This is a genomic window from Luteibacter sp. (assembly GCF_009912395.1).
GTDB lineage: Bacteria > Pseudomonadota > Gammaproteobacteria > Xanthomonadales > Rhodanobacteraceae > Luteibacter.
The window spans coordinates 95508-119201 of record NZ_WNDO01000013.1 but is presented as its reverse complement, the minus strand read 5'-3'; the positions used below and the strand labels follow the sequence as shown (position 1 = coordinate 119201).

Here is a 23694-nt window from a genome sequence, read left to right as displayed (position 1 = left end):
ATGAACGACCTTTCCCGCTACCCGTATCTGGCGCAGATCAACTCGCCGGAGGACCTCCGCCGTTTCCCGGCCGATGAACTGCCGGCGATCGCCGACGAACTACGTCGCTACCTGATCGAGGCCGTGGCCTCGTCCGGCGGCCATTTCGGCGCGGGCCTGGGTGTGGTGGAACTCACCGTGGCCCTGCACCACGTGTTCGACACCCCGAACGACCGCCTGGTCTGGGATGTCGGCCATCAGTGCTATCCCCACAAAATTCTCACGGGTCGTCGAGACCGCATCACCACGATCAAGAAGAAGGACGGCCTCGCCCCCTTCCCGCGTCGTGAGGAAAGCGAGTACGACACCTTCGGCGTGGGCCATTCGTCCACCTCGATCTCCGCTGCCCTGGGCATGGCCATCGCACTGCAGCGTCGTGGCGACCAGCGCAAGGTCGTCGCCGTGATCGGCGATGGCGCGATGACCGCCGGCATGGCCTTCGAGGCCCTGAACCACGGCGGCGACGTCGAGCCGAACATGCTGGTGATCCTCAACGACAACGGCATGTCGATCAGCGAGAACGTCGGCGCGATGACCAAGATGATGGCGCGCGCGATGTCCAGCCGCACCCTCAACGCGTGGCGGGAACGCGCCAAGAAGGCGATGCCGCGCGAGTCGTTCTTCGGCCGCTTCTTCAAGCGCTGGGAAGAACACGCCAAGGGCATGTTCGTGCCATCCACGTTGTTCGAGGAACTGGGTTTCCATTACACCGGTCCCATCGAAGGCCACAACATGGCCCAGCTGGTGAACGCGCTGAACACGGTGAAGGATCTCCCGGGTCCGCAGCTCATCCACGTGATGACCACCAAGGGTAAGGGCTACGAACCGGCCGAAAAGGCGCAGATCGAATACCACGCCGTGGGTCCGTTCGATCCGGTCGCCGGCCTGGTCAAGAAAGGTGCGCCGGCCAAGCCGACGTACACCGACATCTTCAGCGACTGGCTGTGCGACATGGCGGCGAACGACGAGCGCCTGCTCGGCATCACGCCGGCCATGCGCGAAGGCTCGGGCCTGGTACGTTTCTCGAAGGAATACCCACAGCGTTACTTCGACGTCGCCATCGCTGAGCAGCACGCGGTGACGCTTGCGGCGGGCATGGCCGTGGAAGGCGCGAAGCCGGTGGTGGCGATCTATTCCACCTTCCTCCAGCGCGCCTACGATCAGGCCATCCACGACGTGGCCCTGCAAAATCTCGATGTCACCTTCGCGATCGATCGCGCGGGTGTCGTCGGCCCCGACGGCGCCACGCACTCGGGTAGCTTCGACCTGTCGTTCATGCGTTGCCTGCCGAACATGGTGATCATGGCTCCGGCCGACGAGAACGAGTGCCGCATGATGCTGAGCACGGGCTTCCGTTACGACGGCCCGGCCGCGATTCGCTATCCGCGTGGCACCGGTCCGGGGGCGCGCATGTCGGAAGCGCTCGATGTCCTGCCCATCGGCAAGGGCGAGGTGCGTCGCCGCGGCCATCATGGCCTGGCGATCCTGTCGTTCGGCACCATGCTTTCGCCCGCTGCCGTCATCGCGGCGGAAGTGGACGCGACGCTGGTGAACATGCGCTTCGTGAAGCCGCTGGACGAGGAACTCATCCTCGAACTGGCGCGCACGCACAAGGCCTTCGTCACCATCGAAGACAACGCCATTGCCGGTGGCGCAGGTGCGGGCGTGGCCGAGTGCCTCGCTGCGAACGGTGTCACCTTGCCGATCCTGCACCTCGGCCTGCCCGATGTGTACCTGGAGCATGGCAGCCGCGAGGAAGTGCTGACGATGGCGGGGCTCGACCTGCCGCAGATCCGCACGGCGATCCTGGAGCGCTTCCCGCAGTTCGTGGCGGCGCAGGTGGCTAGCGCTAGCTGATTGGCGAAGGTTGGCTGCTGTGCAGCCGGTGTTTTTTACGGCTTGCGCCGTACAGCCGCTTCATAGGTTTGGCTCGCCTGCGGCATCGCGCGCGGCGCTCGGGCGTGGCGGGCGGAGCCGTCGGGCCGCCGCCGGCTCTCCCAACACTGAGTCACCCTGGCCCGCTATCGCGGAACCACTGTAGGAGCGCGCTTGCGCGCGATGGGTGCTCGCGGCAACCTGGCATCGCGCGCAAGCGCGCTCCTACAGTTCGGGTTCTCGCGAGATAAACCACATCCAGATCGCCCCCAGCGTCGAACCCATCAGCAAGGCGCCGGAGAATTCCAGCCAGTTATCCGGCCATTCGTATTGGTGGGGACGTAGATCATAGCGACCGGCGAAACTGCCTAACGCGAAGGCCGCGACAATGAAGGCGATCAAGGAAATCCCGGTGAAGACCTTCGCGCCGATGGCCAACGAACAATACTGGTAGCGGCGCGCGATGAAGATCAGCACATTGATTGGCAGCAGGATCAGGGCGATGGCGATCTCCCATAACTCGATCGTCATTTCGCACCACCCAACGCGCGCACCTCATCCCACATGCGCCGGACATTCGCCTGCTTCGTACATTGCAGACTCATGCGGTGAAGCAGATTCACGCCCGACATCGCTCGGGTGAGATACCGCCGATTCGGCACCTCGTTCTCCATCATGTACTCGGTCAACATCGCCTGCATGGCTTCGGCATACGCCTGCATCGCCGTCGCATCGTTCATCAACATGTCGACACTAGCTTCTAAATTCAGGGCAAAGCTGCCCTCCCCAAGGACGCTATCGTCTTTCGGTTCAGTCATTTCTCAAATCCTCATCCACCGCTTCCGAGCGGGGCACGCCAACGGCCGTGCCCCTCATCGACTCGGGCGGTTCGATCTCACAGGGTCCGACTGTCCGATGTTCTCATTCGCCCACGGCGCTACGCGCCGGGAGGCTCGGCGGAGGGAAATACCATGAGAAAAGCGGACAGGCCGGGCGTTTAGCCGCGTCCGGAAGGGCTCCGGGACGTCCGTGGACCGCGTGGGTCGGGCGGTGGGTGTGAGAATGCCTTAGACTTTGGCTTAGCCATCGTCAACTCCTATGGTTGATTGCTGGTTAGCGGGCCGGAGGTGGTGAGACACCTCTGGCCCGCGCTTCTTACCGCTTTCGAGCGATGGTTGTCTGCCACGACACGTGACATGAGCGAGCAGACAACGCACGCACGGTACCAAATTACGTACGTGCTTGCATATGGAAGGATTCTCAAAGTCACCTCACCGTCGTTCCTGCGTACGCAGGAACCCAGCGCCTCGGTTGACCAGCATTGCGATGATGCTGCATCGGCTTTTGCGTAGGTAACGTTGTCGCGACAACCCATCGCATCGCGCTGGGTTCCAGCGTGCGCTGGAACGACGTGAGAGGCGCGATCCCACGGTGACGATGACCTGGCCCGCTGCGCGGGATCGCGCGCAAGCGCGCTCCTACAGGTCGCATACCTCGCCATTTACCTCACCGTCGTTCCAGCGCACGCTGGAACCCAGCGCCTCGGTTGACCAGCACTGCGATGATGCTGCATCGGCTTTTGAGTAGGTAACGTCGTCGCGACAACCCATCGCATCGCGCTGGGTTCCAGCGTTCGCTGGAACGACGTGGAGGCGCGATCAGACGGTGACGATGACTTGGCCCGCTGCGCGGGATCGCGCGCAAGGCGCGCTCCTACAAGATGGTGGTGGCGGGAGGCTTTCCTGCACGAGCGCCGTGAGTCGGGTAGAGACGGCGGGGCGGCCCTTGGCGCGACTTGATGAAGGTGAGGGTAGCGGGCGGATAAGGCCCGAAGGGGGACGGTCAGGATGACCGGCCTTTTCTGCCGAGGCACGGAGGCCGAGTCAGAAAACCCCGCGCGCTACCCGTGCCCGAAGGGGCGCAGCCATAAGACACTAGCCGCGTCAGCGGCTCTCCTTTCCCGAGGGACACCGCAGGCCGGCGCGCCAAGGGCCGCCCCCGCCGTCTCTGCATCGCCACGTACGAGCGCCGAATGCGAGGCCGTGAGGCGAGCCCTTCCAACGAAGCGCAACGTTTCAGACGGTCGCGCGCAGAGCGCGCTCCTACCATGGCGGCTCGCCACGCTTTACCACCCAATCCGCGCCCGATCCCGATAGAACTGCCCCGTCCCCGACTCACGTTCGGAAACAAGCGCAGCCCACACCACGCCCTCGGCGCTCTCGGCAGCAGGGCGTCCACCCTTGCCACCCATCGTCGTCGCGGTCCAACCCGGTGACACGGCATTGATAAGGATGCCGCTACCGCTCATCTCGCGCGCGATGACTTGCGTATACGCATTGAGCGCCGCCTTGGAGACACGATAAGCGGGGGCCTTGTCGCCGCACATGGCGACGGTGGCGCATTCGCTGGAGACGTTGACCACGCGGCCGTAGCCGTGGCGTCGCATCAGCGGGAGGGCGGCGGCGGTGAGCATCCAGGCGCCGAGCAGGTTGACGTCGAGGGCGCCGCGGATGCCTTCGATGTCCGGACGCTCAGCGCGCGCGTCATGGTCGAAGTATCCGCCCGCGTTGTTGACCAGGATATCGAGGCGACCGTACTTGCCGTCGATGCTGGCGATGGCGGCTTCGATGTCCGCCGCCTTCGTCACGTCGAGTTTCAACGCGTAGGCGTCGCCGCCGAGTTCGCGTACTGCTTTCACGGCCTTGTCGTTCTTGCCGGGCTCACGCATGCCCATGAACACCGTGATGCCAAGCGAGGCGAGTTGCTTCGCCACCTCAAGGCCGATGCCGCGGTTGGCCCCCGTCACCAGCGCGATGCGCTGGGTCAGGGGCGGTTCCACGGCGGTCGGTGACGCACGCTTGTCCTTGACGGGCAAGCGGTGGACCTTCGCCGTGTTCATGGGGCGGCGGCCACTTGCGAACAAGCGGTGTCACCGCACGCCTGCCAGCCGCCGCCGAGTGCCTTGTACAGCTGGACGGCACGGGTGTTGATCGCGGCTTCGGCTTCGGCGAGCTGGTCTTCGGCGGAGAGCTGGGTGCGCTCGGCGTCGAGCAGTTCGAGGTAGTCGGTGCGGCCGGCGTCATAGCGGAGCTTCGCGAGTTGCGCGGCCTTGCGGCTTTCGTCGGCCTGCACGATCAGCTTTTCGACGCGGTCGCGCTGGAGGTTGAAGCCCACCAGCGAGTTGTCCACGTCTTCCAGCGCGGCTAGCACGGTGCGGTCGTAGTTGGCGCGGGCTTCTTCGGCTTGCGCCTTGGCACCCTTCACGCCCGCATTGACGCGCTGCACGTTGAGGCCCTGCCACGAGATGCTCGGGGCGATGGACCAGGCGCGCGACTGTGCGCCACCGAAGTCGTTGCTGCGGCCGGCGAGGAAACCGACGAAACCGCCCAGCGAGATATGCGGGAACCAGTCGGCCTTGGCGACGCCGATGCGCGCGTTGGCGGCGGCGAGCTGGCGTTCGGCGATGCGGATATCCGGACGACGCGACAGCACTTCGTCGGCGCCGCCGATGGCGAGGCTGACGTCGATCGGCTTGAACGTGGCCGGGGAAAGATCGACATCGAGCTCGCCCGGGCGCTCGCCCAGCAGCACCGCGATGCGGAACTGGTCGGCGCGGGCCTGGGTTTCCAGCACGGGCAGCTGCGCTTCGACGGCGGCGAGGCGAGCCTTGGCGCTGGCGAGATCCTGCTCGGCACCGGTGCCGACCTCGACACGGGCGGCGATTACCTTCAGCGAATCCTGCTGGTTGGCGATGTCGCGCTTGGCCACGTCGATGCGCAGCTGGGTGCCACGAAGGTCGAAGTAGTTGCGCGCGACTTCCGCGAACAGGCTGACCTGCGCGTTCTGCAACGCCGCCTCACCGGCGTCGGCATCGGCGCGGGCCGCTTCCACCGAGCGGCGGATACCGCCGAACAGGTCCAGCTCCCAGGAGGCGTCGAAGCCGGCCTGGTAGCTGGTGACGGTCTGTCGCTGATCGGTGAAGCCCGGCTGCTGCTGGCGTGCCCGGGAGTAGGACACGCCAGTGGAGACATCCGGGATCTGCCGCGATTCTTCGCTGCCCAGCGCGGCACGCGCCTGTTTCAGCCGGGCCACCGCGATGCGCAGGTCGGGCGCGTTTTTGGCGGCGCGCACGATCAGCGAATCCAGGGTGGGATCACCGAACTGCTTCCACCACTGCGCCTGGAAGTCGGTGGCCTGCTGCTGCGTCGTGTCGACGCCTTGCAGGGTCACCGGGGCTTGCTTCGGTGCGTGGTAGTCCGGCCCCACGCTCGCGCAACCGGCGAGCACGAGGGCAGTGAACAGGGCGGTACTGCGGAACAGCGTTTTCATGACTTACGACTCCCGTGCTGCATGGTCGAGGAGGCGGCGTTCGCGGCGTGCCGCGCGACGGGCCTCGGTGCGCTCGTTCCACGCGCGGATCAGCACATAGAAGAGCGGGGTGAAGATCAGGCCGAAGAAGGTGACGCCGAGCATGCCGGAGAACACGGCCACGCCCATGGCATGACGCATTTCCGCACCGGCGCCGTGCGAGGTGACCAGCGGCACGACACCCATGATGAACGCGAACGAGGTCATCAGGATCGGGCGCAGTCGCAGGCGGGCCGCTTCGAGCACGGCGTCCACGCGGTTCATGCCTTCGATTTCGGCTTCGCGGGCGAATTCCACGATCAGGATCGCGTTCTTGCACGCCAGGCCCACCAGCACGATCAAACCGATCTGGGTGAAGATGTTGTTGTCGCCGCCGGTGATGAACACACCGAAGATCGCCGACAGCAGCACCATGGGCACGATCAGAATCACGGCCAGCGGCAGGGTGAGGCTTTCGTACAGCGAGGCCAGCACCAGGAACACGAGCAGTACCGACAGCGGGAAGACCAGCACGGCGGTGTTGCCGGCGAGGATCTGCTGATAGGTCAGCTCGGTCCATTCGAAGGTCATGCCGTTGGGCAGGTTTGCCTTCACCAGCGCTTCCATCGCGTCCTGCGCCTGGCCCGTGCTGTAACCCGGCGCCGCGCCACCGTTGATTTCGGCGGTGGGGAAGCCGTTGTAGTGCTGTACGCGATCCGGGCCGTTGGACTGACGCACGGTGAGGAACGAACCCAGCGGCACGAGGTCGCCGGCGGCGTTGCGCGTCTTCAGACCGACGATGTCGGACGGCTCATGGCGGAACGACGGCTCCGCGGACACGTTCACCTGATAGGTGCGGCCGAAGCGGTTGAAGTCGTTGACGTAGAGCGAGCCTAGGTAGGCCTGCATGGTCTGGAACACGTCGCCCAGGTCGATGCCTTCGGACTTGGCCTTCTCGCGGTCGATGTCGGCGTCGAACTGCGGCACGCTCACCTGGTAGCTGGTGAACAGTCCGGCAAGCTCGGGCGTCTTGTGGCTGGCCGCGATGATGCCCTGGGTCTGCTTGTACAGTTCCTCGAAGCCCATGTCGCCACGGTCCTCGATCTGCATGCGGAAACCGCCGATCGTGCCGAGGCCGTTGACCGGCGGCGGCGGGAAGATCGCGATGTACGCATCCTGGATCGAGGCGAACTTGGCGTTGAGCGCACCCGCGATGGCACCCGCCGACAGGTCGGCCGAGCGGCGTTCCTCGAAGGGCTTCAGTGTGACGAACACGATGCCGGCGTTGGTGCTGTTGGTGAAGCCGTTGATCGACAGGCCCGGGAACTGCACGGCGCTTTCCACGCCCGGCTGGGCGAGGGCGATGTCGCCCATGCGGCGGATCACGTTCTCGGTACGGTCGAGCGAGGCGGCATCGGGCAGCTGCGCGAACGACACCAGGTACTGCTTGTCCTGCGGCGGCACGAAGCCGGTCGGCGTCTTCGAGAAGCCGAGGAAGGCCAGGCCGACAAGACCGGCATAGAGCACCAGTACGATGGCCGAGAAACGCAGGATCTTCTGCACGCCGCCGACGTAGCCGTTGGCCGCGCGTTCGAAGGTGCGGTTGAACGGACGGAACAGCCAGCCGAGGCTCTTGTCCATCCAGACCGTGAGCTTGTCCTTCGGCTCGTTATGGCCCTTGAGCAGGATGGCGGACAGCGCCGGGCTCAGGGTCAGCGAGTTGAAGGCCGAGATCACCGTGGAGATGGCGATGGTCAGCGCGAACTGGCGATAGAACTGGCCGGTGAGGCCGCTGATGAAGGCGGCCGGCACGAACACCGCGCAAAGCACCAGTGCCGTCGCGACGATGGGGCCGGTCACTTCGGTCATCGCCTGGCGCGTGGCCATCTTCGGATCGAGGCCGTGCTCGATGTGACGCTCGACGTTTTCCACCACCACGATGGCATCGTCGACCACGATGCCGATGGCCAGCACCAGGCCGAACAGCGACAGCGCGTTGAGCGAGAAGCCGGCGACGTACATCACCGCGAAGGTACCGATCAGCGAGACGGGCACCGCCACGAGCGGGATGATCGACGCGCGCCAGGTCTGCAGGAACAGGATCACCACCAGCACCACGAGGATGATGGCTTCGAACAGCGTATGCACCACGGCGTCGATCGAGCCGCGCACGAACACGGTCGGATCGTAGACGATGGAGAAGTCCACGCCCTGCGGGAAGTCCTTCTTCAGCACGGCCATCTCGGCGCGCACTTCGTCGGAGATCGCGATCGCGTTCGAACCCGGGCGCTGGAAGATGGGGATCGCCACCGCCTCGCGGTTGTTCAGCAGGCTGCGCAGGGCGTAGCTGTTCGAGCCCAGCTCCACGCGCGCGACGTCGCGCAGGTGGGTGACCGAGCCGCTGGCGTCACTGCGGACGATGATGTTGAGGAAGTCATCCTCGGTGACCAGGCGGCCGCGGGTGTTGATGTTGACCTGGAACGCGTTGGTGTTCGGACCGGGGGGCGCGTTCAGCGCACCGGCCGCCACTTCGATGTTCTGCTCGCGAATCGCCTTCACCACGTCGCCCGTGGTGAGGTTGCGCACGGCAAGCTTCTCCGGATTCATCCAGATGCGCATGCTGTACTCGCCGGCGCCAAACAGCTGCACGTCACCCACGCCGTCGAGACGGGCGAGCTGGTCCTTGATGTGCGTGCGGGCGTAGTTCGACAGGTAGAGCATGTCGTAGCGATGGTCCGGCGAGGTGAGGTGGACCACCATCGTCAGGTCGGGCGAGCTCTTGTTGGTCGTGACACCGAGGCGCTGTACTTCCTCAGGCAGGCGGGGCAGGGCCTGTGACACGCGGTTCTGCACCTGCACCTGGGCGTTGTCCAGGTCGGTGCCGAGGGCGAAGGTGACCGTGAGGGTCATCGCGCCGTCGCTGGTCGACTGCGAGGAGGTGTAGAGCATGCCTTCCACGCCGTTGATCTGCTCTTCGAGCGGCGTGGCGACGGTTTCGGCGATCACCTTGGGGTTCGCGCCGGGGTAGGTGGCTTTCACCACCACCGTGGGCGGCACCACTTCGGGGTATTCGCTGATCGGTAGCTTGAACACGGCGATACCGCCCGCGATCAGGAACAGCACCGACAGCACACCCGCGAGGATCGGCCGTTCGACGAAGAATTGGGCGATTTTCATGGAAGGATCAGTCCTGGTTCTGGGCGACGCTGTCGACGCCCGCCGGGCGCGACGCGACGCTGCGTCCGTTGTCCGGCGTGAGCGAAGCCATCGCGACGCGCTTGGCGTTCACTTCCACGCCCGGGCGGATGCGCTGGATGCCGTTCACCACCACCACGTCTTCGGCGTTCACGCCATCGACGACACGCAGGCCGTCCACAAGCGCACCGGTGGACACGCGGCGGTATTCCACCTTCTTGTCCTTGCCGAGCACGTAGACGAACTTGTTGCCGAGGTCGGTGCCCACGGCCTTGTCGTCGATGAGCGCGCGCGGCTGCGTGTTGCCGCTTTGCAGTTCGATGCGGGCGAACAGGCCGGCGGTGTAGGAGCCGTCGGCGTTCGGGAACACCGCGCGCAGGCGGATCGTGCCGGCGCCGGTGCGCACCTGGTTGTCGACGAAGTCGATCTTGCCCTTGTGCGGGTAGCCGTCTTCGTCGGCCAGGCCCATCTCCACTTCCGGCGCGCGGCCGTTCTGGCGACGCAGGCGGTCGAGCTTCAGGAAGGTCTGCTCGTCCACGTCGAAGTAGACGTACATCGGGTCGACGCTGACGACGCTGGTCAGCGTGTCGGTCGGCGTGACGAGGTTGCCCGGGGTGATCTGCTGGTTGCTGACCTTGCCGTCCACCGGTGCGCGCACCTGGGTGAACGAGAGGTTGAGCTGAGCGGCGTCGAGCGCGGCCTGCGTCGAGGCGATCTGTGCGCGGGCGCTGGCGGCGGCGGTGTCGAGGCGGTCGGCCTCTTCACGCGACACGGCATGCTGCTCCACCAGCTTGTTGCCGCGGGCGGCGTTGGCGTCGGCCAGCTTCGCCTCGGCCTTGGCCTGCACGAGGTTGGCGGCGAGGCGGTCCACTTCGGCCTTGTACGGGCGCGGATCGATGGTGAAGAGCAGGTCGCCCTTCTTCACCGAGGCGCCTTCGCGGAAGTGGGCCGAGTCGATGTAGCCGCTGACGCGCGGACGGATCTGGATGGTGTCCACCGACTGGATGCGGCCGGTGAAGGCTGCCGTGTCGGCGACCGGGCGCAACAGCACCTGGGCGACCGTCACTTCGGGGGTCGGCATGGCGGCCGCCGGTTCGGCGGCATGGCTGGGGCCGCCTGCGCTCAGCCAGAGGGCCGACGCAACCGCAACCGCCAGGGCGGACGAACCGAGCAGGATTTTCTTCTTCATGGGAGTCCTGGTGAACTGATCGGATTGGCGTTGCGGTGCCGCATCATCGAGCCTCAACTTAAGTTGAGGTCAAGGCGGTCCGCTTCAGGTGGCGAAATCTAGGTCTTGCCCGTCAAGCGAAAAATGGGTCTACAATCACCTCGCCTGTGACGGCCAGTCACGAATGCATCCTCTGGGGAGTCGGCGATGGAAGACTTTTCCGCTATCAGCGTGTTTGTCCGGGTGGTCGAGGCGAAGAGTTTTTCCGCCGCGGCGCAGCATCTGGAGATGACCCCCTCGGGGGTGAGCCGGGCGATCTCCCGGCTGGAGGAAAACTTCGGCGCGAGGCTTTTCTTCCGTTCGACCCGTTCATTACGTTTGACCGACGATGGCTCCGCGTTCTACGCGCGTTGCAAGGAGATCCTGGCGGATCTCACTGAGGCGACCGAGGCCCTGGGCTATGCCCGGACCAAGCCGGCGGGCAAGCTGAGGGTGGCCGCATCGTCGGCCGTGGGGCGCGCGGCGCTCATCCCGAACCTCGCGGAATTCGAGCAGCGCTTCCCCGATATCCGCCTCGAAATGACCATGTGCGATTTCCCGTTCGACCTGAACGAGGAAGGTTTCGATTGCGCGATCCGCATGGGCGAACTGGCCGATTCCAGCCTCATCGCGCGCAAGATCGGCCACTTCAGCAACGTGCTCTGTGCGTCGCCGAGCTATCTCTCCCGCCATGGCACGCCCTCGACCATCGAGGAACTGCGCCAGCACAAGACCGTGAACTTCGTGCACCCGAGCACGGGCAAGCCGTCGCAGTGGCAGTTCGACACCCCGGGCGGCCGCGTCTCGGTGGACGTGGACGCGCACATGCTGATCAATGACGGCGAGTCGGTGATCCAGGCGGCCGTCGCGGGCCTGGGCATCATCCAGGCACCGCATTGCCTTGCCGCCTGCGCACTGCAGAAGGGCATGCTCGAGATCATCATGACCGACACGATCTCGACCGGCTCCAACCTGTGGATCGTCTACCCGCAGAAGCGTCATCTCTCGGCGCGCGTGCAGGCCTTCATCGAGTGGACCAGCGAGCTGTTCCAGCGCACCAGCGAACCGCAGTGCAAGATCGTGGAACAGCAGCAGGCCGAGCTGATGAAGCTCCAGAAGAAGGTACTGCCGGCGGTGGCGAAGGTCGCCTGACCGCCGGCCGGCCGCTCAGTCGCCGCCGCAGGCCACGCTGGACGTGGCGGGGCGGCGACCGTCGAGCAGGAAGTCCCGTGCGTAGGCCGCGCTGCATACGCCATCGTCGGGATGGGCATGGGTGGCGGACGCTTCGTCCACCACCAGGTCGCCCTGCATCGTCGCTTCCATGGCCTTGACGATATCCGCATGCAGCGCGTTGTCGTCGTGCCGCCAACGCAGCGCCATCACCGGCGTATCGCCGAACGTGGGATGCACCGGCGTCGGAGGCACCGGCCAGTGCGTGCAGACCAGGCCGGCGAAGCCTTCGCTGTACTGGGCGAGGGGGAAGGCGCGACCGAGATCGACGATGCGTCGCTTCCACGTCGCCAGCGGTGCGCGCAACGAGTCGTCGTCGACGCAGGCGCGGGCGAGATAGTCGCGGGTAAAGGCGTTGGTGTTCGCCTTGTGTCCGCTTCCCAGCAGGTTTTCGCGAGGTTCCCGAGGTGGGGCCGCGATCAGCTCGGCCGTTTCGACCGGCATGTAGTCGGCGCCGGAGCCACCATAGGCATGTACGCAGTATCGACGTGTCCACGGGGATGCCGCCGCCACGCAGCGACCCGCATCGAGCGCGTTGCGCAGCATGTAGGGATGGGCGATGTGGTCGTCGGTCAACAGACGGAACCATTCGGGCAGGGCACCGAAGGCGGCCACCGGGTCGGTCGTCGCGGGCAGGCGCGACAGAGCGGTGGCGTAGTGTTCTCCGCGTGCGGCGATGGCGGAGTTCATCACGCCCCAGCGCGTGTTCGTGAAATCGACGGGTCGCACGAGAAGTGCTCGCTGCACCGCATGGGGGTGGATCGCCAGGTAACGGGCGGCGGTCCAGGCGCCCTGGCCGACGGCGATAATGGCATCGATCCGGCTACCGAGCCGCTGATGGACGGCGTCGAGATCGCCGACGCGTTGTCGGATACCCGCGAAGGCAGCACCCGGGTCGTCGCCGCAGACGAAGGCGATCAATTGGGCGCGATTGGCGGCGGCCGTGAGATTCGCCTCGGAGGTATCGATACCGAAACGGTGGTGTGGATGTAGCTCGCCGAGGCCGCCCGAGGCCACGCAATTCGCGTCTGGCCCCGGGGTGAGGCCGCGCGGTGCGACCGTGACGACGTCGAAGGCGTGTCCGATCTCGTTCCAGCCGTCGACCTGGCTGGCGCGCCAGCGCCCCACGTGCCGACGCAACGCGTCACCGGGCGATTCGTCGATCTCATCCGGCAACAGGAGCAGGGTGCCGCGCCTTGTCGCCTGGGGGGCCTGGAGACGACATACGTCGAGGGTGTGATCTCCAGGCGAAGAATGCCCGTGGTCGAGAGGAACGACGATGCGGGCGCATTCGACGGTCTCCGATATGGGGGCCGGTCCGGGGCGTGGACAGGCGCCAGGGCGCGGGAGGTCAGAAGGTGGGCAGGCTACCCAGTCGAGGGGTGTCGTGGTCGCGTGGGTCGGCAGGCAGGCCAGGGCGACCAGGTAAAGCCATGCGTGGTGCTTGGAAGAGTTCATGGGATTCATGGACAAAAAAACGGTCGTCACTGTAGGTAACGACAGGCGTCGTCCTGAAGCGGCGCGCGCCGACATTCGTGTCCGGTACGGCCGCTGCCAACGGCTCCAGGCGCGCTTCATGAAACTTCATGGAGATTTCAGGCACTTCATCCGGCATCGCGGTGCACTCGGTCTTCCCACACGGAGACCCGAACCATGCGTCACTTCCTCACCTGCCTGCTGTTCCTGGCCAGCACCGCCGCCTTCGCCGGCACCCCGCCGGACTGGCCGACAGCCAGTCCGGTCAGCCTCGGTTGGGATGCCGACCGACTCGCGTCCCTAGACGCGAAGATCGCCGACGGCACCTACAAGAAGATCACCAGTGTCCTGGTGGTGGACCACGGGCGGCTGGTGTTCGAGCGCTACTACAACGGCAGCGCCGTCGATCGGCTCAACGATATCCGTTCGGCCAGCAAGAGCCTGACGGCGATGCTGGTCGGTGCGGCCATCGCACGTGGTGCGATCCATGACGTGCATGCGCCGGTCTACGCGTTCTTTCCCGACGTGCACCTGGAGCGGGACGACCCTCGTCGGGCCGCGATTACGTTGGAGGACCTGCTGACGATGAGTTCGATCTGGGAGTGCGACGACGACAATCCGTTTTCGTCGGGCAACGAGGAGCGCATGTATGTCAGCGAGCGATGGCTGGACTTCGCCCTGAACCTGCCGGTGCGCGGTTACGCGCCCTGGGTGAGCAGGCCAAAGGATTCACCGTATGGGCGCACCTTCGCCTATTGCACGGCAGGTGCCTTCGTCGCGGGTGCGGTAGTGGAGCGCGCCACGAAGCGTCCCCTGGCCGCCTTCGCCCGCGAGGTGCTGGAAGCGCCACTGGGCATCGCGACCTCGCAATGGAACGTGTCCAGCGAAGGGATCGGCATGGGAGGCGGTGGAACGCGATATCGGTCGCGTGACCTTGCCCGCCTTGGCGTGATGGTTGCCGACGGTGGCCGCTGGCAGGGGCGGCAAGTGCTGCCGTCGGCCTGGGTCGACGCCATGCTCACGCCGCACGCCAAGGCGCGCGACGACGCGGACTACGGCTACCTATGGTGGCGTTTCCGTTTCCCCATCCACGGCGTGGAGACGCCCATCTGGGCGATGAGCGGCAACGGTGGAAACTATGTCTTCGTGTCGCCCGAGCGGGGGCTGGTCGTGGTGATCACCAGTCAGGCCTACAACCAGTCCTACGCGCATCCGCAGTCGCAGGCGATCTTCCGTGACATCGTGCTGGAAGCCTCGCCTGCGAGCGCTACGACTCAAGGGCGCTGAACGCGGCAGTTCGTCACCTTCTTCAACGGCGCGAGGCCGGTAAGCAGGTAATGCGAGACGGCATGTTCGACGCAGCGCGATGGACCGCTATCGATCACCCGTCCCGATCCACGCCGCAACAGCACCGCACGGGAGGTGCGCATCAGGCCCATGGTCTTCTGCGCACCATCCCATGGCGTGTGCCTGTCGTATTCGCCGTTGAGCACAAGCACGGGCGGAAGAAGCGATAGCCGGGTGAAGTCCGGTGCCGTCGAGGGGCGTCGGGGCCATTGTGCGCAGGTCAGGGCCGTGACCATGTCGGCTTCATCGAGGCTGAGGGACCAGCTCATGCCCTTGCGGAACAACGCCGACCACTCGTCCACACGACGCCGCCAGGCACCATCATTGCAGCGTGTCGCCAGCGTGACGCTGAAGGACGAGTTACCGGCTTCTTCCTGCGTACCCGCGACCATGGGGGCGGTAAGTGCACGCAGGAGGCGTTTGGCGGAATCGCGCGCGGTGAGGTCGACCTCGGGCGATGGACTGAAGCGGTGCGTGTCGATCGCGGGTTCGATCTGGCGCAGCATGCGTCCTTCCTTGAGCCAGTCCGCCAGCGTGAGCGCGGCCAGTACGTCCGCCGGTTCGGCGATCATCATCTGCCAGACCACGCGCGTAGCAAGGGGAATCCGCATCAGACGGCCGCTGAGATGATTGATGTCGGTGCCCAGGCCGTACAAATGCGGCGCGTCGGTGACGGGCTGCAACGCGGCGTTGATGAGGATGCCGTCACGCAGGTCCATACCTTGGCTGAGCTGATCCTCCTCGCCGATGCTGACATCCATCGTGCCGTCGAGGATCGTACGCTCCACACGATCCGGGTAGATGGCGCCATACCATAGCGTCCGCAGGCTGCCGTGGCCTGCGCCGTAGAAGCTTAGTTTTTGTAGCCGGCGACCTCGCGGAACGCCTCGATGTCGCTCACGCGCGTCGCCGTATCGATGCCTGTGCTGGTAGGGTTCGTCGCGCAACGACCGGCAAGATCCCGGGCCGAGTCAATCAGTCCGCGCCAGGCGGCACTATCGTTCCGATCCGCGTAGATGGCGTTGAGCGGCGACACGCCGAGGAACGGACAGTCGAGCCGGTCCGCGCCCTTCATGCCACGCGGCATGATCGCGATGAGGTCGAAGCGATCCGCGATCGCACGGTACGTATCCGAGGTGGCCGGTGCGGCGAGCCACGCAGAAGCTGTGCTGCCAAGCGCCACGAAGGGATCGTTGCCAGGATCGCCGATCTCGACGACCAGCGCCTTGCGCGATTCATCGGTGTGGCCGGCACGGATACGCATGGCATCGATGGTCGTCGAACTTCGATGTCCGTCTTCCGTGCCGGGCCGTTCGAAGGACGCGCAACGGATATCGTTATCGGCCGGCAACGCCGCATCGGCGATGGATTCATCGCAGGGCCGCCACGTAACGGAGGCTGGTGCCGCGAAGACGGGGCCGGTTCCGATGGACGACAGTGCCGCGACAAGGATGAGTGGGGAAAAGGGGCGGGAAACGCGTTGCTTTGCCATGGTGATTCCTTTCGAGTGGTACTCCGTAGGGAGCAGGCTATCGGTCCGCGTACAGCGGAAGGTAGTCATCGCAATGCGTGATCTTCTTCACCGGAACCGTGCCATGGAGAAGGAACTGCGCCACGGTGGGCTCGATGCATCGCGAGCGGCTCGTGTTAAGCAGGCCGTGTGCCGTGGTGTCCCTCGCAAGAAGGACTCGGGCCTGCGGCATCAGGGCGAGTGTCTTCTGCGCGCCGGCCCAGGGCGCGCGGCGATCGTATTCACCGTGGATCATCAGCACGGATTTCAGGCGTGCGACCGAAGCGATGTCGGGCGCGACGATATCCGTTCTCGGCCACTGGGCACAGACGAGCGATCCGACGATGTCACCTTCGGCCAGGGTGAAGGTATAGGCGAGGGTATCGACGACGAAGCGACGCCAGCTCGCAACGTTGCCGTCCCACGGCGAGTCGCTGCATTGCACGGCGAGGTTGACCGGCCCCGAGGTATCGGCGATGGCGGAAGCGGCCTGCTGCACCATGCCCTGACCCGGAAGAAGGTGGCTTCGATGCATCAGGCGATAGAGTCGCGCAGCCGAATGGATGGCCGCATTGTTCACCTCGGGAACCGCGCTGAAATCGTATGTGTCCAGCATGGCCCGGATCTGCGGCGTGGTTTTCCCGGCCCGCATCCAGCGGTCCATCGTCACGGCGGCCAATACGTCTTCCGGGCCCTGAATCGCCTCCTGCCAGGCCATGCGCAGCCATAGCGGCATGCGCATGAGCCACGTATAGGCCACGCCGGGGTGCGTGCCTAGATCGAAAGCCCTCGGATCGTCGGTGGCCGGTTGCAGGGCTGCGTCGTAGAAAGCCATGCTCCGCTGCTCGGGCCACGCCTTGGTGAGCTGGGCCCAGGTGCGAGTCACGTCCAGGCTACCGTCGAGCACGACGCGATGTACCTTCTCCGGATGGGTGGCGCCGTACCACAGGGCCACCTTCGTGCCGTACGACGCACCATAGAAGCTCAGCCGGTCGTAGCCGGCGGCCTGTCGGAACATCTCGATATCACCGACGTAGGTGGTGGTATCGATACCGGCATGCTTCGCACGGGGCGCGCAGTTGGCCGCGTAAGTCCGGGTGGCATCGATCAGCCGCTGCCAGGCACGCTCGTCGTTGCGTTTCTCATAGATGTCATCGAGGCCCGGGTCCTTGTCGAAGTCGCACTCAAGCGGATGAGCGGCATCGATCCCGCGCGGCACGACGGTGACCAGATCATAGTGATCGGGAATACTACGGTAGGCGCCGTGCACGTCGTCCTGGGCCGGTATGTCCAGCCAATTGACGACGGTGCGTTCCATCTGGTCGCGCGGATCGTGGCCCGGACCACCGAAGTTGAAGAAGATGGCGGGGCGAATGGCATGCATGGGCCCTTTCCGGATACGCATGACCTGGACCCGCGCCGTGGTGCCATCCTCGGTCCGGTAATCGCGAGGCACGGTCATGGAGGCACATAGCACGCTTACCCCGTCGTGTTGCTCTCCGATATAGGGATTCGAACGCTCGCAGGTATCCCAATCCAGATCGGGTGGTGTGGTAGCCGACTGAGCCGGGTGCGCCATACACAACGCGACGAACAGGCCGAAGGCCAGCGCATGGCGTGCATGAGGTAAGGACATCGTGTATCTCCCTGTCGAACGTTCAGAGGGTGGTGGACGCATGGGCGTCGCAATGCGTGATCCGCTCGGGTGGCAAGACGCCCGTGAGTAGGTACTGGACGGCCCTGCGCTCCATGCAAGGCAGCATCGTGCGTCCGAAGAGGACGTGTTCGGAGGTATCGCGTACCAGGATCGCGCGGGAGTTCGGCATCATTTCCAACGAACGCTGTGCGGCGAGCCACGGCGCGCTGATGTCGTACTCGCCATGAAGAAACAGCGCATGGACGCCGACAAGTGCCGAGGGATCGGGCTTGGATGCGGGGGATCCAGGCCATTGGGCGCAGACCATCGCCAGCGTCGGCTCGCTAGGTCGCAGGCTCATCGAGAAGGCGAGCTTGTCTTCGATGAAGCGTCTCCAGTCGGCCGTGTCGCGTTCCCATGGCGTATCGTTGCAATAGGTGGCGAAATTGACGGAGAGCCTGGTGAGGTTCGTGACGTTGGCCTTGCCTTGTGCCGATGGTGAACCGGGGAACGCCATGCCGAGCAGGCGCTTGGCTTCATCATTGAGAAGCCGATCGTAGGCGGGCGAATGACTGAAGGTATGGTTGGCGACCAGGGCATCTATCTCGGCGACCGAGCGGTTTTCCCTTATCCACCGACCGACGGTGATGGCAGCCGCCATCGTCTCCGGTCGGGCAAGTTCCGGGTACCAGAGCATCCTTACGGGAAGCGGTACCTTCATCAGGCCGACGAGGACGCGCGAAACACTGTCGCCCAGGCCGTAGTACTGCGGCCGATCGGCAATGGGTTGCAGCGCAGCGTCGATCATTGCCTCGTCGCGCACCGGGATATCGTGACGGAACTGATCCGACCACGTAGAGCCGAAATTGACGGCGCCATCGAGCAGCATGCGGTCTACCTGGGAAGGAAAGAGCGACGCGTACCACAGGGCGATCCATGATCCATACGATGCGCCATAGAAACTGAGCCGCGTGGCGCCGAGGCCGATGCGAAAGCGCTCGATGTCATGGACATGGGTATCGGTATCCACGTGGATCGCGGCCGCGGCGGTGGCGCACTGCTCGGCGAAGGCTTTCGTGCCGTCAATGAAGATTTTCCACGCCTGCTCGTCGTTTCGATCGCGAAGAATATCCATGATGGAAGGAAGCAGGCTCTGGCCACACAAGAGGGGATAGGTCATGTCGGTGCCACGAGGAGCCATCGTGACGAAGTCGAAATGATCGATGAGGGTGGCGAAACCTCCGAGGGTGTCGTCCTGGGGCATCGTGGCCCAGTTGTACGTCGTGGCGTGTAGCGACGAGCGAGGGTCGAGACCGGGGCCGCCGAAGTTGAAGAAGAGCGTGCGACGTCGATCGGTAGATGATCCGGTGTGGATGCGAAGTACTTGTACTTCTGTCGATCGACCGTCGTCATGCCGGTAATCAACGGGGACGGCCAGGCTGCCGCACTCCAGTCGGATGTCCGGACGTACCTGCTTGAGCAACTCGCTGTCCACGCTACAGCGTGACCAGGTGATTCGTGTGGCATCGGTCGATTCGGCACGTGCGCCGCCTGCGATGGCGATGAGCACGAGCAGCAGCGATGCGGATCGCTGGCGTATCCTGTTCCTTGGAGACATGGGGTTCCTCGATGGTGCGCGGGGTCAGGGTGTGTCGACGGGGCAGTGCGTGATTTCCCTCGCGGGAATGCGCCCGTTAAGCAGGTACTGCGCTACCGTGTGTTCGATGCAGCGCGAGCGCGTGTCGTTGACGACGCCGTGGTGCGTATAGCCGCGCGCGAGAAGCGCGCGGGCCTTGGGCATGAGGCTCATCGTTGCCTGGGCACCGCTCCATGGCGTACGTCGGTCGTATTCGCCATGGACGACAAGCACGGGTGGGAGCTTCGCCAGTTCATGGAAATCCGGGAGCGCGACCGCATGACGGGGCCATTGCGCGCACGTCAGCGAGGTGAGGATATGCCCTTCGCCCAGGTTGAACGACCAGCCGATGCGGTTGAGGATGAAGCGACGCCAGGTGTCGACATGCCGATCCCATGGTGTGTCGTTACACTGGATGGCAAGGTTGACGGCCGTCGCAGTGGGGCGATCTTCTTCATCGAAGTCGTTGGCGTACGCAGGAAAAAGGTGGCTTCGGGCCAGGTGGCTGTAAAGGTGATGGGCTGTCTGGGTCGCCTGTCGATGGATATCGGGCGAGACGCTATAGGTGTTGGCGGGGATCGCCGCTCCGACCTGCTGGATCGTCATTCCTTCGACGAGCCAATCGGACAGCGTCAATGCGGCGATGAGGTCCGCCGGCCGGTGAAGGTCGTTCTGCCACGCCATTCGAAGCCACAGCGGCATGCGCATCAGGCGGCCGAGAAGCACGTCGTTCCGCGTGCCCAGCCCGTAGACGGAGGGTTTTTCGACGGCGGGCTGGATAAGGGAATCCATGAACGCACTGTCCGCCGACTCCGGACCGGTCTTGAGCATGGCTTCCCATGTCTGGCGGATATCGACGACGGCGTCGAGCATCATCCGCTTCACCTGCCCGGGGTACAGGGCGCCGTACCAGAGCGCGACGGTCGTTCCGTAGGACGAGCCGAAGAAGCTGAGCTTGCCGTAGCCGGCGGTGGTGCGGAAGGTCTCGATGTCCTCGACGTGGGTACGCGTGTTCATCTCCACGTTCATCAGGTCCGCGCCGCAACGTTTGGCGAAGCGCCGCGTGGTGTCGATCAGTGCCCGCCATGTCTTGTTGCTGTCGCGATCTTCGTAAAGATCGGTCAGAGGCAGTTCCCGGTCGAAATCGCAGACCAGCGGGCGTTGCGCATCGAGACCCCGGGGTACGACGGTGACGAGATCGAAGCGCCTGGCGACGGCGTGGAAGCCGCTCATGAGTTCGTCGTCGGGGGCGGCATCGATCCAGCGCCCGGCCGTGAACTCCAGCGGGACGCGCGGGTCCGAACCCGGGCCGCCGAAGTTGAAAAAGATAGCGTCACGGGGCGCGAGCTGGTCGCCAAATCGCACACGCATGACCTGCACGGGCACGGTCTGACCGTCGTTCTTTGCATAGTCGCGAGGTGCCGTCATCGAGGCACAGAGCACGCTGACATCCGTACGGCGATCTTCGATATGGCTACCCGGCCTGTCGCAGGCATGCCATTCGAGAGGAGGTGTGCTGGCGTATACGGGGGCGGACATGATCGCCAGCGCGATCGCTATCGCCGCGCGTCGTCGGCGAAGTGAATGAGGTGGCATGCGGTGGGCCCTTTATCGTATCGGGCACACAAGGTATCCATCGTCATGGTGGCGATGGCATCGGTCGTCGACGATGTGATAAGGCGGCCCATTCCTGCGTGGCGTAGGGCTCAGCCCAAGCTTCCGCGTTCGTCAGGTCGTCACATCGAACAAGGCAGTTCGGAAGGACACCATTTTGCGGTGAGTACGCGCATGCGATCGGCGTCTGCCCGGCGTCGCATCGTATCGAGAACGCGCTGAAAACTCGGGTCGCCGGATAATGACCGGAACAGCGGTGATGCCTGGAGATAGCGTGCATCGCGCCACCCGAGATCGGCCGCATCCGATAAGGCGGACACGGCACCTTGGCGATCGTCGATCGCCAGCGACAGCACGGCCAGCTCCAGGCGGCTGGCCGGCCACGGGTTGTCGATCTGGGTGGACTTGAATTGCGCGATGCGTGTTCCGACCCACGCGGTATCGACCTGCGCAGAGGCGTACAGATCGGCCAGTGTTTTGGCCACCGAGGACTGGGGGCGCAGGGCAAGCGCTTGCCGGAAGTATCGGGTAGCGGTGTCCCGGTTACCCTTGTGCAAGGCGATTTCGCCATCCAGCTGTTCGAGTTCGGCTCGCGAGACGCCGCGTTGGCGCGCTTCGGCGATGGCTGCGGCCGCTTCGTCGAAACGTTGCTGGGCGAAGAGGAAGGCCGGCCACGCGATATTGGCAAAGACATTGTCCGGCGCAAGATCGAACGCGTGTCGGTAATGCGCCTCGGCCTGCGCCATAAAGCCCATCAGTTCGTATTCGCGTGCGATCTGTACTTCGCGGTAACGCACTTTCGACGGATCGCCGCGCATGTCGAGGTTGGCTTGCAGCGCGTCCGCGAGACGCCCCATTTCCTGATAGAGATACGCGGCCGACGAACGCGTGGCATCGTCGTTCGGATCGAGGCGCACGGCGCGCTCGTAGGCGGCGATGGCACCACGTGCGTCACCGAGGCAATCGCGTGCGTATCCCAGGGCCGACCATGCGACGGCATCGTCGCTGCGCAAACCCGTCGCGCGTTCCGCGAGGCGCAAGGCGTCCCTGGCATCGTCGGCGCCATGGTTGTACAGGCAGGTACGCGCGGCGCGTGCGCGGCTGGCACCCGTAAGCGCAGCGATGTCGTCCGGCGACTGGCGCAACGCGCGATCATAGAGGGCGAGGGCGCGCTCATTGTTGTCGCGTTGGCCCATGGCGGCATACCAGCGGGCGCGCTCCAGCAGTTCCTGCTGCGGCCCGGTCACGGGTTTCTTCTGCTCACGAGCGAGAAACCCCGCGCCCAGGGCAACGGCGGCGAGCAACAGCACGGCCGCGAGAGCGGGCCATGGCGAGAGCCTTCTGTTCGTCGCGGTGTCATCGATGGCGATGGGCGGCTCGCCCAACTGGTAGCCGCGCCCCCGAACGGTTCGGATATAGCGCGGCGCCCGGGCATCGTCACCGAGCGATTGGCGGAGCAGGCGCACGCGCTGGGTGACGGTTTCCTCGTTCACCACGGCGGGCGCCCAGACGGTTTCCATCAGCTCGTCGAAGCCGACCACGCGATCGCCTCGTTCGACGAGGCAGGCCAGCAGGCGGAAGCTTAGTCCCTGTACGTCCAGGGGTGAGCTGTCGCGATCGACCCGCTGCCGGGCAAGGTCGATCGTGAGGTCGTGCAGGCGGAAGCGCGAGGGCATGCCGCCGGCTCCTGGATCACACGCCCGAGGGCAGGAACAGCAGCAACGCGGCACCGAGCGCGATGCGATACACCGCGAAGGGCGTAAAACGATGCGAGCGGATGTAGCCGAGCAGCCACTTCACCGCGGCGAAGGCGACGATCGTGGAGATGACGAAGGCGATGGCGAGACCGGTCCAGTCCTCACCTGCCGCGCCCCCGTTGTGGAAGGTCTTCAGCAGTTCGTAGCCTGTGGCCGCGTACATCGTGGGGATGCCGACGAGGAAGGCGAACTCGGTGGCGGCGGCACGGTTGCTCGTGCCGGCGAGCATGGCGACGAAGATCGTCGCCGCGGAGCGCGAGGTGCCGGGGAAGACGCCCGCAACGATCTGCGCGAGGCCGACGAGGATCGCCACCTTCCAGGTCACGGCGGTGCGATCGGGCTGCTTCGCGGCGAGCCGTTCCGCCACGATCATCCAGATGCCGCCGATGATGAGAGCCCACGCGATCGGGGTGATGTTCTCCGGCAGCTTGAAGCCGAGCTTGGTCACGATGAGGCCGAGCACGGCCGTGATCAGGAACGCCACGGCGAGCTTGGCGATGTAGGCGCGGGTTTCCGGGCGTCGCCAGTTCTGCACGAAGCTCCAGAGCGTGCGCCAGTAGATGAAGGTCACGGCGAGGATCGCGCCGGCCTGGATCGCCACGTTGAAGAGATCCGAGCGCGCGCCGAGCCAGCGTTCCGCGATCAGCAGATGGCCCGTGCTGGAGACAGGCAGGAATTCGGTGATCCCCTCGACGATGCCGAGCAGGATGGCGCTGATGAGGTCGTTCACGTGACTCGCTTTCTCTTGTGGGGCGGCGCCATAGCTTAGCCGCTGCGCGGGTCGCATCGTCACATCGTGCCCACGCGGGGCGCTGTTACTTTCGG

17 protein-coding genes are annotated in these 23694 nt (G+C 65.1%); 3 read left to right on the top strand and 14 right to left on the bottom strand.

Annotated elements, in window-relative coordinates:
* Nucleotides 1-1896: a 1-deoxy-D-xylulose-5-phosphate synthase gene (gene dxs, locus GAK28_RS13245; protein WP_291779781.1), complete on the top strand. Its 1896-nt coding sequence runs from the start codon at nt 1-3 to the stop codon at nt 1894-1896.
* A gap of 243 nt (nt 1897-2139) precedes the next feature.
* Here the strand turns inward: dxs and GAK28_RS13240 are convergent, their stop codons facing one another.
* The 6 genes from GAK28_RS13240 to GAK28_RS13215 form a co-directional block, all read right to left on the bottom strand.
* Nucleotides 2140-2445, bottom strand: a complete 306-nt coding sequence (locus tag GAK28_RS13240) for a hypothetical protein (protein ID WP_291779778.1) — start codon at nt 2443-2445, stop codon at nt 2140-2142.
* Nucleotides 2442-2732, bottom strand: a complete 291-nt coding sequence (locus GAK28_RS13235; RefSeq protein ID WP_291779775.1) for a hypothetical protein — start codon at nt 2730-2732, stop codon at nt 2442-2444. The genes GAK28_RS13240 and GAK28_RS13235 overlap by 4 nt, the downstream gene beginning before the upstream one ends.
* A gap of 1307 nt (nt 2733-4039) precedes the next feature.
* Nucleotides 4040-4813: an SDR family NAD(P)-dependent oxidoreductase gene (locus GAK28_RS13230; protein ID WP_291779773.1), complete on the bottom strand. Its 774-nt coding sequence runs from the start codon at nt 4811-4813 to the stop codon at nt 4040-4042.
* Nucleotides 4810-6243 carry a TolC family protein gene (locus GAK28_RS13225; protein ID WP_291779769.1) on the bottom strand — a complete coding sequence of 478 codons (1434 nt, stop codon included), beginning with the start codon at nt 6241-6243 and terminating at the stop codon, nt 4810-4812. The genes GAK28_RS13230 and GAK28_RS13225 overlap by 4 nt, the downstream gene beginning before the upstream one ends.
* A 3-nt stretch (nt 6244-6246) precedes the next feature.
* Nucleotides 6247-9438 carry an efflux RND transporter permease subunit gene (locus GAK28_RS13220; RefSeq protein WP_291779766.1) on the bottom strand — a complete coding sequence of 1064 codons (3192 nt, stop codon included), beginning with the start codon at nt 9436-9438 and terminating at the stop codon, nt 6247-6249.
* A gap of 7 nt (nt 9439-9445) precedes the next feature.
* Complete coding sequence (locus GAK28_RS13215; protein WP_291779763.1) at nt 9446-10645, bottom strand: efflux RND transporter periplasmic adaptor subunit; 1200 nt, start codon at nt 10643-10645, stop codon at nt 9446-9448.
* Nucleotides 10646-10831: 186 nt separating this feature from the next.
* Between GAK28_RS13215 and GAK28_RS13210 the strand changes: the two genes are divergently transcribed.
* Nucleotides 10832-11815, top strand: a complete 984-nt coding sequence (locus GAK28_RS13210) for a LysR family transcriptional regulator (RefSeq protein ID WP_291779759.1) — start codon at nt 10832-10834, stop codon at nt 11813-11815.
* Between the two features lie 15 nt (nt 11816-11830).
* On the opposite strand, the gene GAK28_RS13205 is transcribed toward GAK28_RS13210, so the two are convergent.
* Nucleotides 11831-13351 carry an alpha/beta hydrolase gene (locus GAK28_RS13205; RefSeq protein WP_291779757.1) on the bottom strand — a complete coding sequence of 507 codons (1521 nt, stop codon included), beginning with the start codon at nt 13349-13351 and terminating at the stop codon, nt 11831-11833.
* A 195-nt stretch (nt 13352-13546) separates the two neighbouring features.
* On the opposite strand from GAK28_RS13205, the gene GAK28_RS13200 reads away from it, so the two are divergent.
* Nucleotides 13547-14656 carry a serine hydrolase gene (locus GAK28_RS13200; protein WP_291779754.1) on the top strand — a complete coding sequence of 370 codons (1110 nt, stop codon included), beginning with the start codon at nt 13547-13549 and terminating at the stop codon, nt 14654-14656.
* Here the strand turns inward: GAK28_RS13200 and GAK28_RS13195 are convergent.
* The 7 genes from GAK28_RS13195 to GAK28_RS13165 all read right to left on the bottom strand — a co-directional run bounded on the left by GAK28_RS13195 (nt 14644) and on the right by GAK28_RS13165 (nt 23599).
* Nucleotides 14644-15504, bottom strand: coding sequence for an alpha/beta hydrolase (locus tag GAK28_RS13195; RefSeq protein WP_291779751.1), 861 nt, complete (start codon nt 15502-15504; stop codon nt 14644-14646). The two genes, GAK28_RS13200 and GAK28_RS13195, sit on opposite strands and share 13 nt — an antisense overlap.
* A gap of 65 nt (nt 15505-15569) precedes the next feature.
* On the bottom strand, nt 15570-16208 hold the full coding sequence (locus tag GAK28_RS13190; RefSeq protein ID WP_291779748.1) for a hypothetical protein: 639 nt from the start codon (nt 16206-16208) through the stop codon (nt 15570-15572).
* 37 nt (nt 16209-16245) lie between these two features.
* Entirely contained in the window at nt 16246-17862 is a 1617-nt protein-coding gene (locus tag GAK28_RS13185) for an alpha/beta hydrolase (RefSeq protein ID WP_291779745.1), read from the bottom strand.
* A 22-nt stretch (nt 17863-17884) separates the two neighbouring features.
* A complete protein-coding gene (locus GAK28_RS13180; protein WP_291779740.1) occupies nt 17885-19480 on the bottom strand; it encodes an alpha/beta hydrolase in 1596 nt (531 codons plus the stop codon).
* A gap of 24 nt (nt 19481-19504) precedes the next feature.
* The gene (locus GAK28_RS13175) at nt 19505-21037 is read right to left on the bottom strand and encodes an alpha/beta fold hydrolase (protein WP_291779737.1); all 1533 of its coding nucleotides are present in this window, start codon (nt 21035-21037) and stop codon (nt 19505-19507) included.
* 197 nt (nt 21038-21234) lie between these two features.
* Complete coding sequence (locus GAK28_RS13170) at nt 21235-22788, bottom strand: winged helix-turn-helix transcriptional regulator (RefSeq protein WP_291779735.1); 1554 nt, start codon at nt 22786-22788, stop codon at nt 21235-21237.
* Nucleotides 22789-22804: 16 nt separating this feature from the next.
* Entirely contained in the window at nt 22805-23599 is a 795-nt protein-coding gene (locus tag GAK28_RS13165; RefSeq protein ID WP_291779732.1) for an undecaprenyl-diphosphate phosphatase, read from the bottom strand.
* Nucleotides 23600-23694: the final 95 nt, after the last annotated feature.

Excerpts from the sequence above, each read along its gene's own strand:
- dxs (WP_291779781.1), top strand. The coding sequence starts at position 1 with ATGAACGACCTTTCCCGCTACCCGTATCTGGCGCAGATCAACTCGCCG.
- GAK28_RS13240 (WP_291779778.1), bottom strand. The coding sequence starts at position 2,445 with ATGACGATCGAGTTATGGGAGATCGCCATCGCCCTGATCCTGCTGCCA.
- GAK28_RS13235 (WP_291779775.1), bottom strand. The coding sequence starts at position 2,732 with ATGACTGAACCGAAAGACGATAGCGTCCTTGGGGAGGGCAGCTTTGCC.
- GAK28_RS13230 (WP_291779773.1), bottom strand. The coding sequence starts at position 4,813 with ATGAACACGGCGAAGGTCCACCGCTTGCCCGTCAAGGACAAGCGTGCG.
- GAK28_RS13225 (WP_291779769.1), bottom strand. The coding sequence starts at position 6,243 with ATGAAAACGCTGTTCCGCAGTACCGCCCTGTTCACTGCCCTCGTGCTC.
- GAK28_RS13220 (WP_291779766.1), bottom strand. The coding sequence starts at position 9,438 with ATGAAAATCGCCCAATTCTTCGTCGAACGGCCGATCCTCGCGGGTGTG.
- GAK28_RS13215 (WP_291779763.1), bottom strand. The coding sequence starts at position 10,645 with ATGAAGAAGAAAATCCTGCTCGGTTCGTCCGCCCTGGCGGTTGCGGTT.
- GAK28_RS13210 (WP_291779759.1), top strand. The coding sequence starts at position 10,832 with ATGGAAGACTTTTCCGCTATCAGCGTGTTTGTCCGGGTGGTCGAGGCG.
- GAK28_RS13205 (WP_291779757.1), bottom strand. The coding sequence starts at position 13,351 with ATGAACTCTTCCAAGCACCACGCATGGCTTTACCTGGTCGCCCTGGCC.
- GAK28_RS13200 (WP_291779754.1), top strand. The coding sequence starts at position 13,547 with ATGCGTCACTTCCTCACCTGCCTGCTGTTCCTGGCCAGCACCGCCGCC.
- GAK28_RS13190 (WP_291779748.1), bottom strand. The coding sequence starts at position 16,208 with ATGGCAAAGCAACGCGTTTCCCGCCCCTTTTCCCCACTCATCCTTGTC.
- GAK28_RS13185 (WP_291779745.1), bottom strand. The coding sequence starts at position 17,862 with ATGTCCTTACCTCATGCACGCCATGCGCTGGCCTTCGGCCTGTTCGTC.
- GAK28_RS13180 (WP_291779740.1), bottom strand. The coding sequence starts at position 19,480 with ATGTCTCCAAGGAACAGGATACGCCAGCGATCCGCATCGCTGCTGCTC.
- GAK28_RS13175 (WP_291779737.1), bottom strand. The coding sequence starts at position 21,037 with ATGTCCGCCCCCGTATACGCCAGCACACCTCCTCTCGAATGGCATGCC.
- GAK28_RS13170 (WP_291779735.1), bottom strand. The coding sequence starts at position 22,788 with ATGCCCTCGCGCTTCCGCCTGCACGACCTCACGATCGACCTTGCCCGG.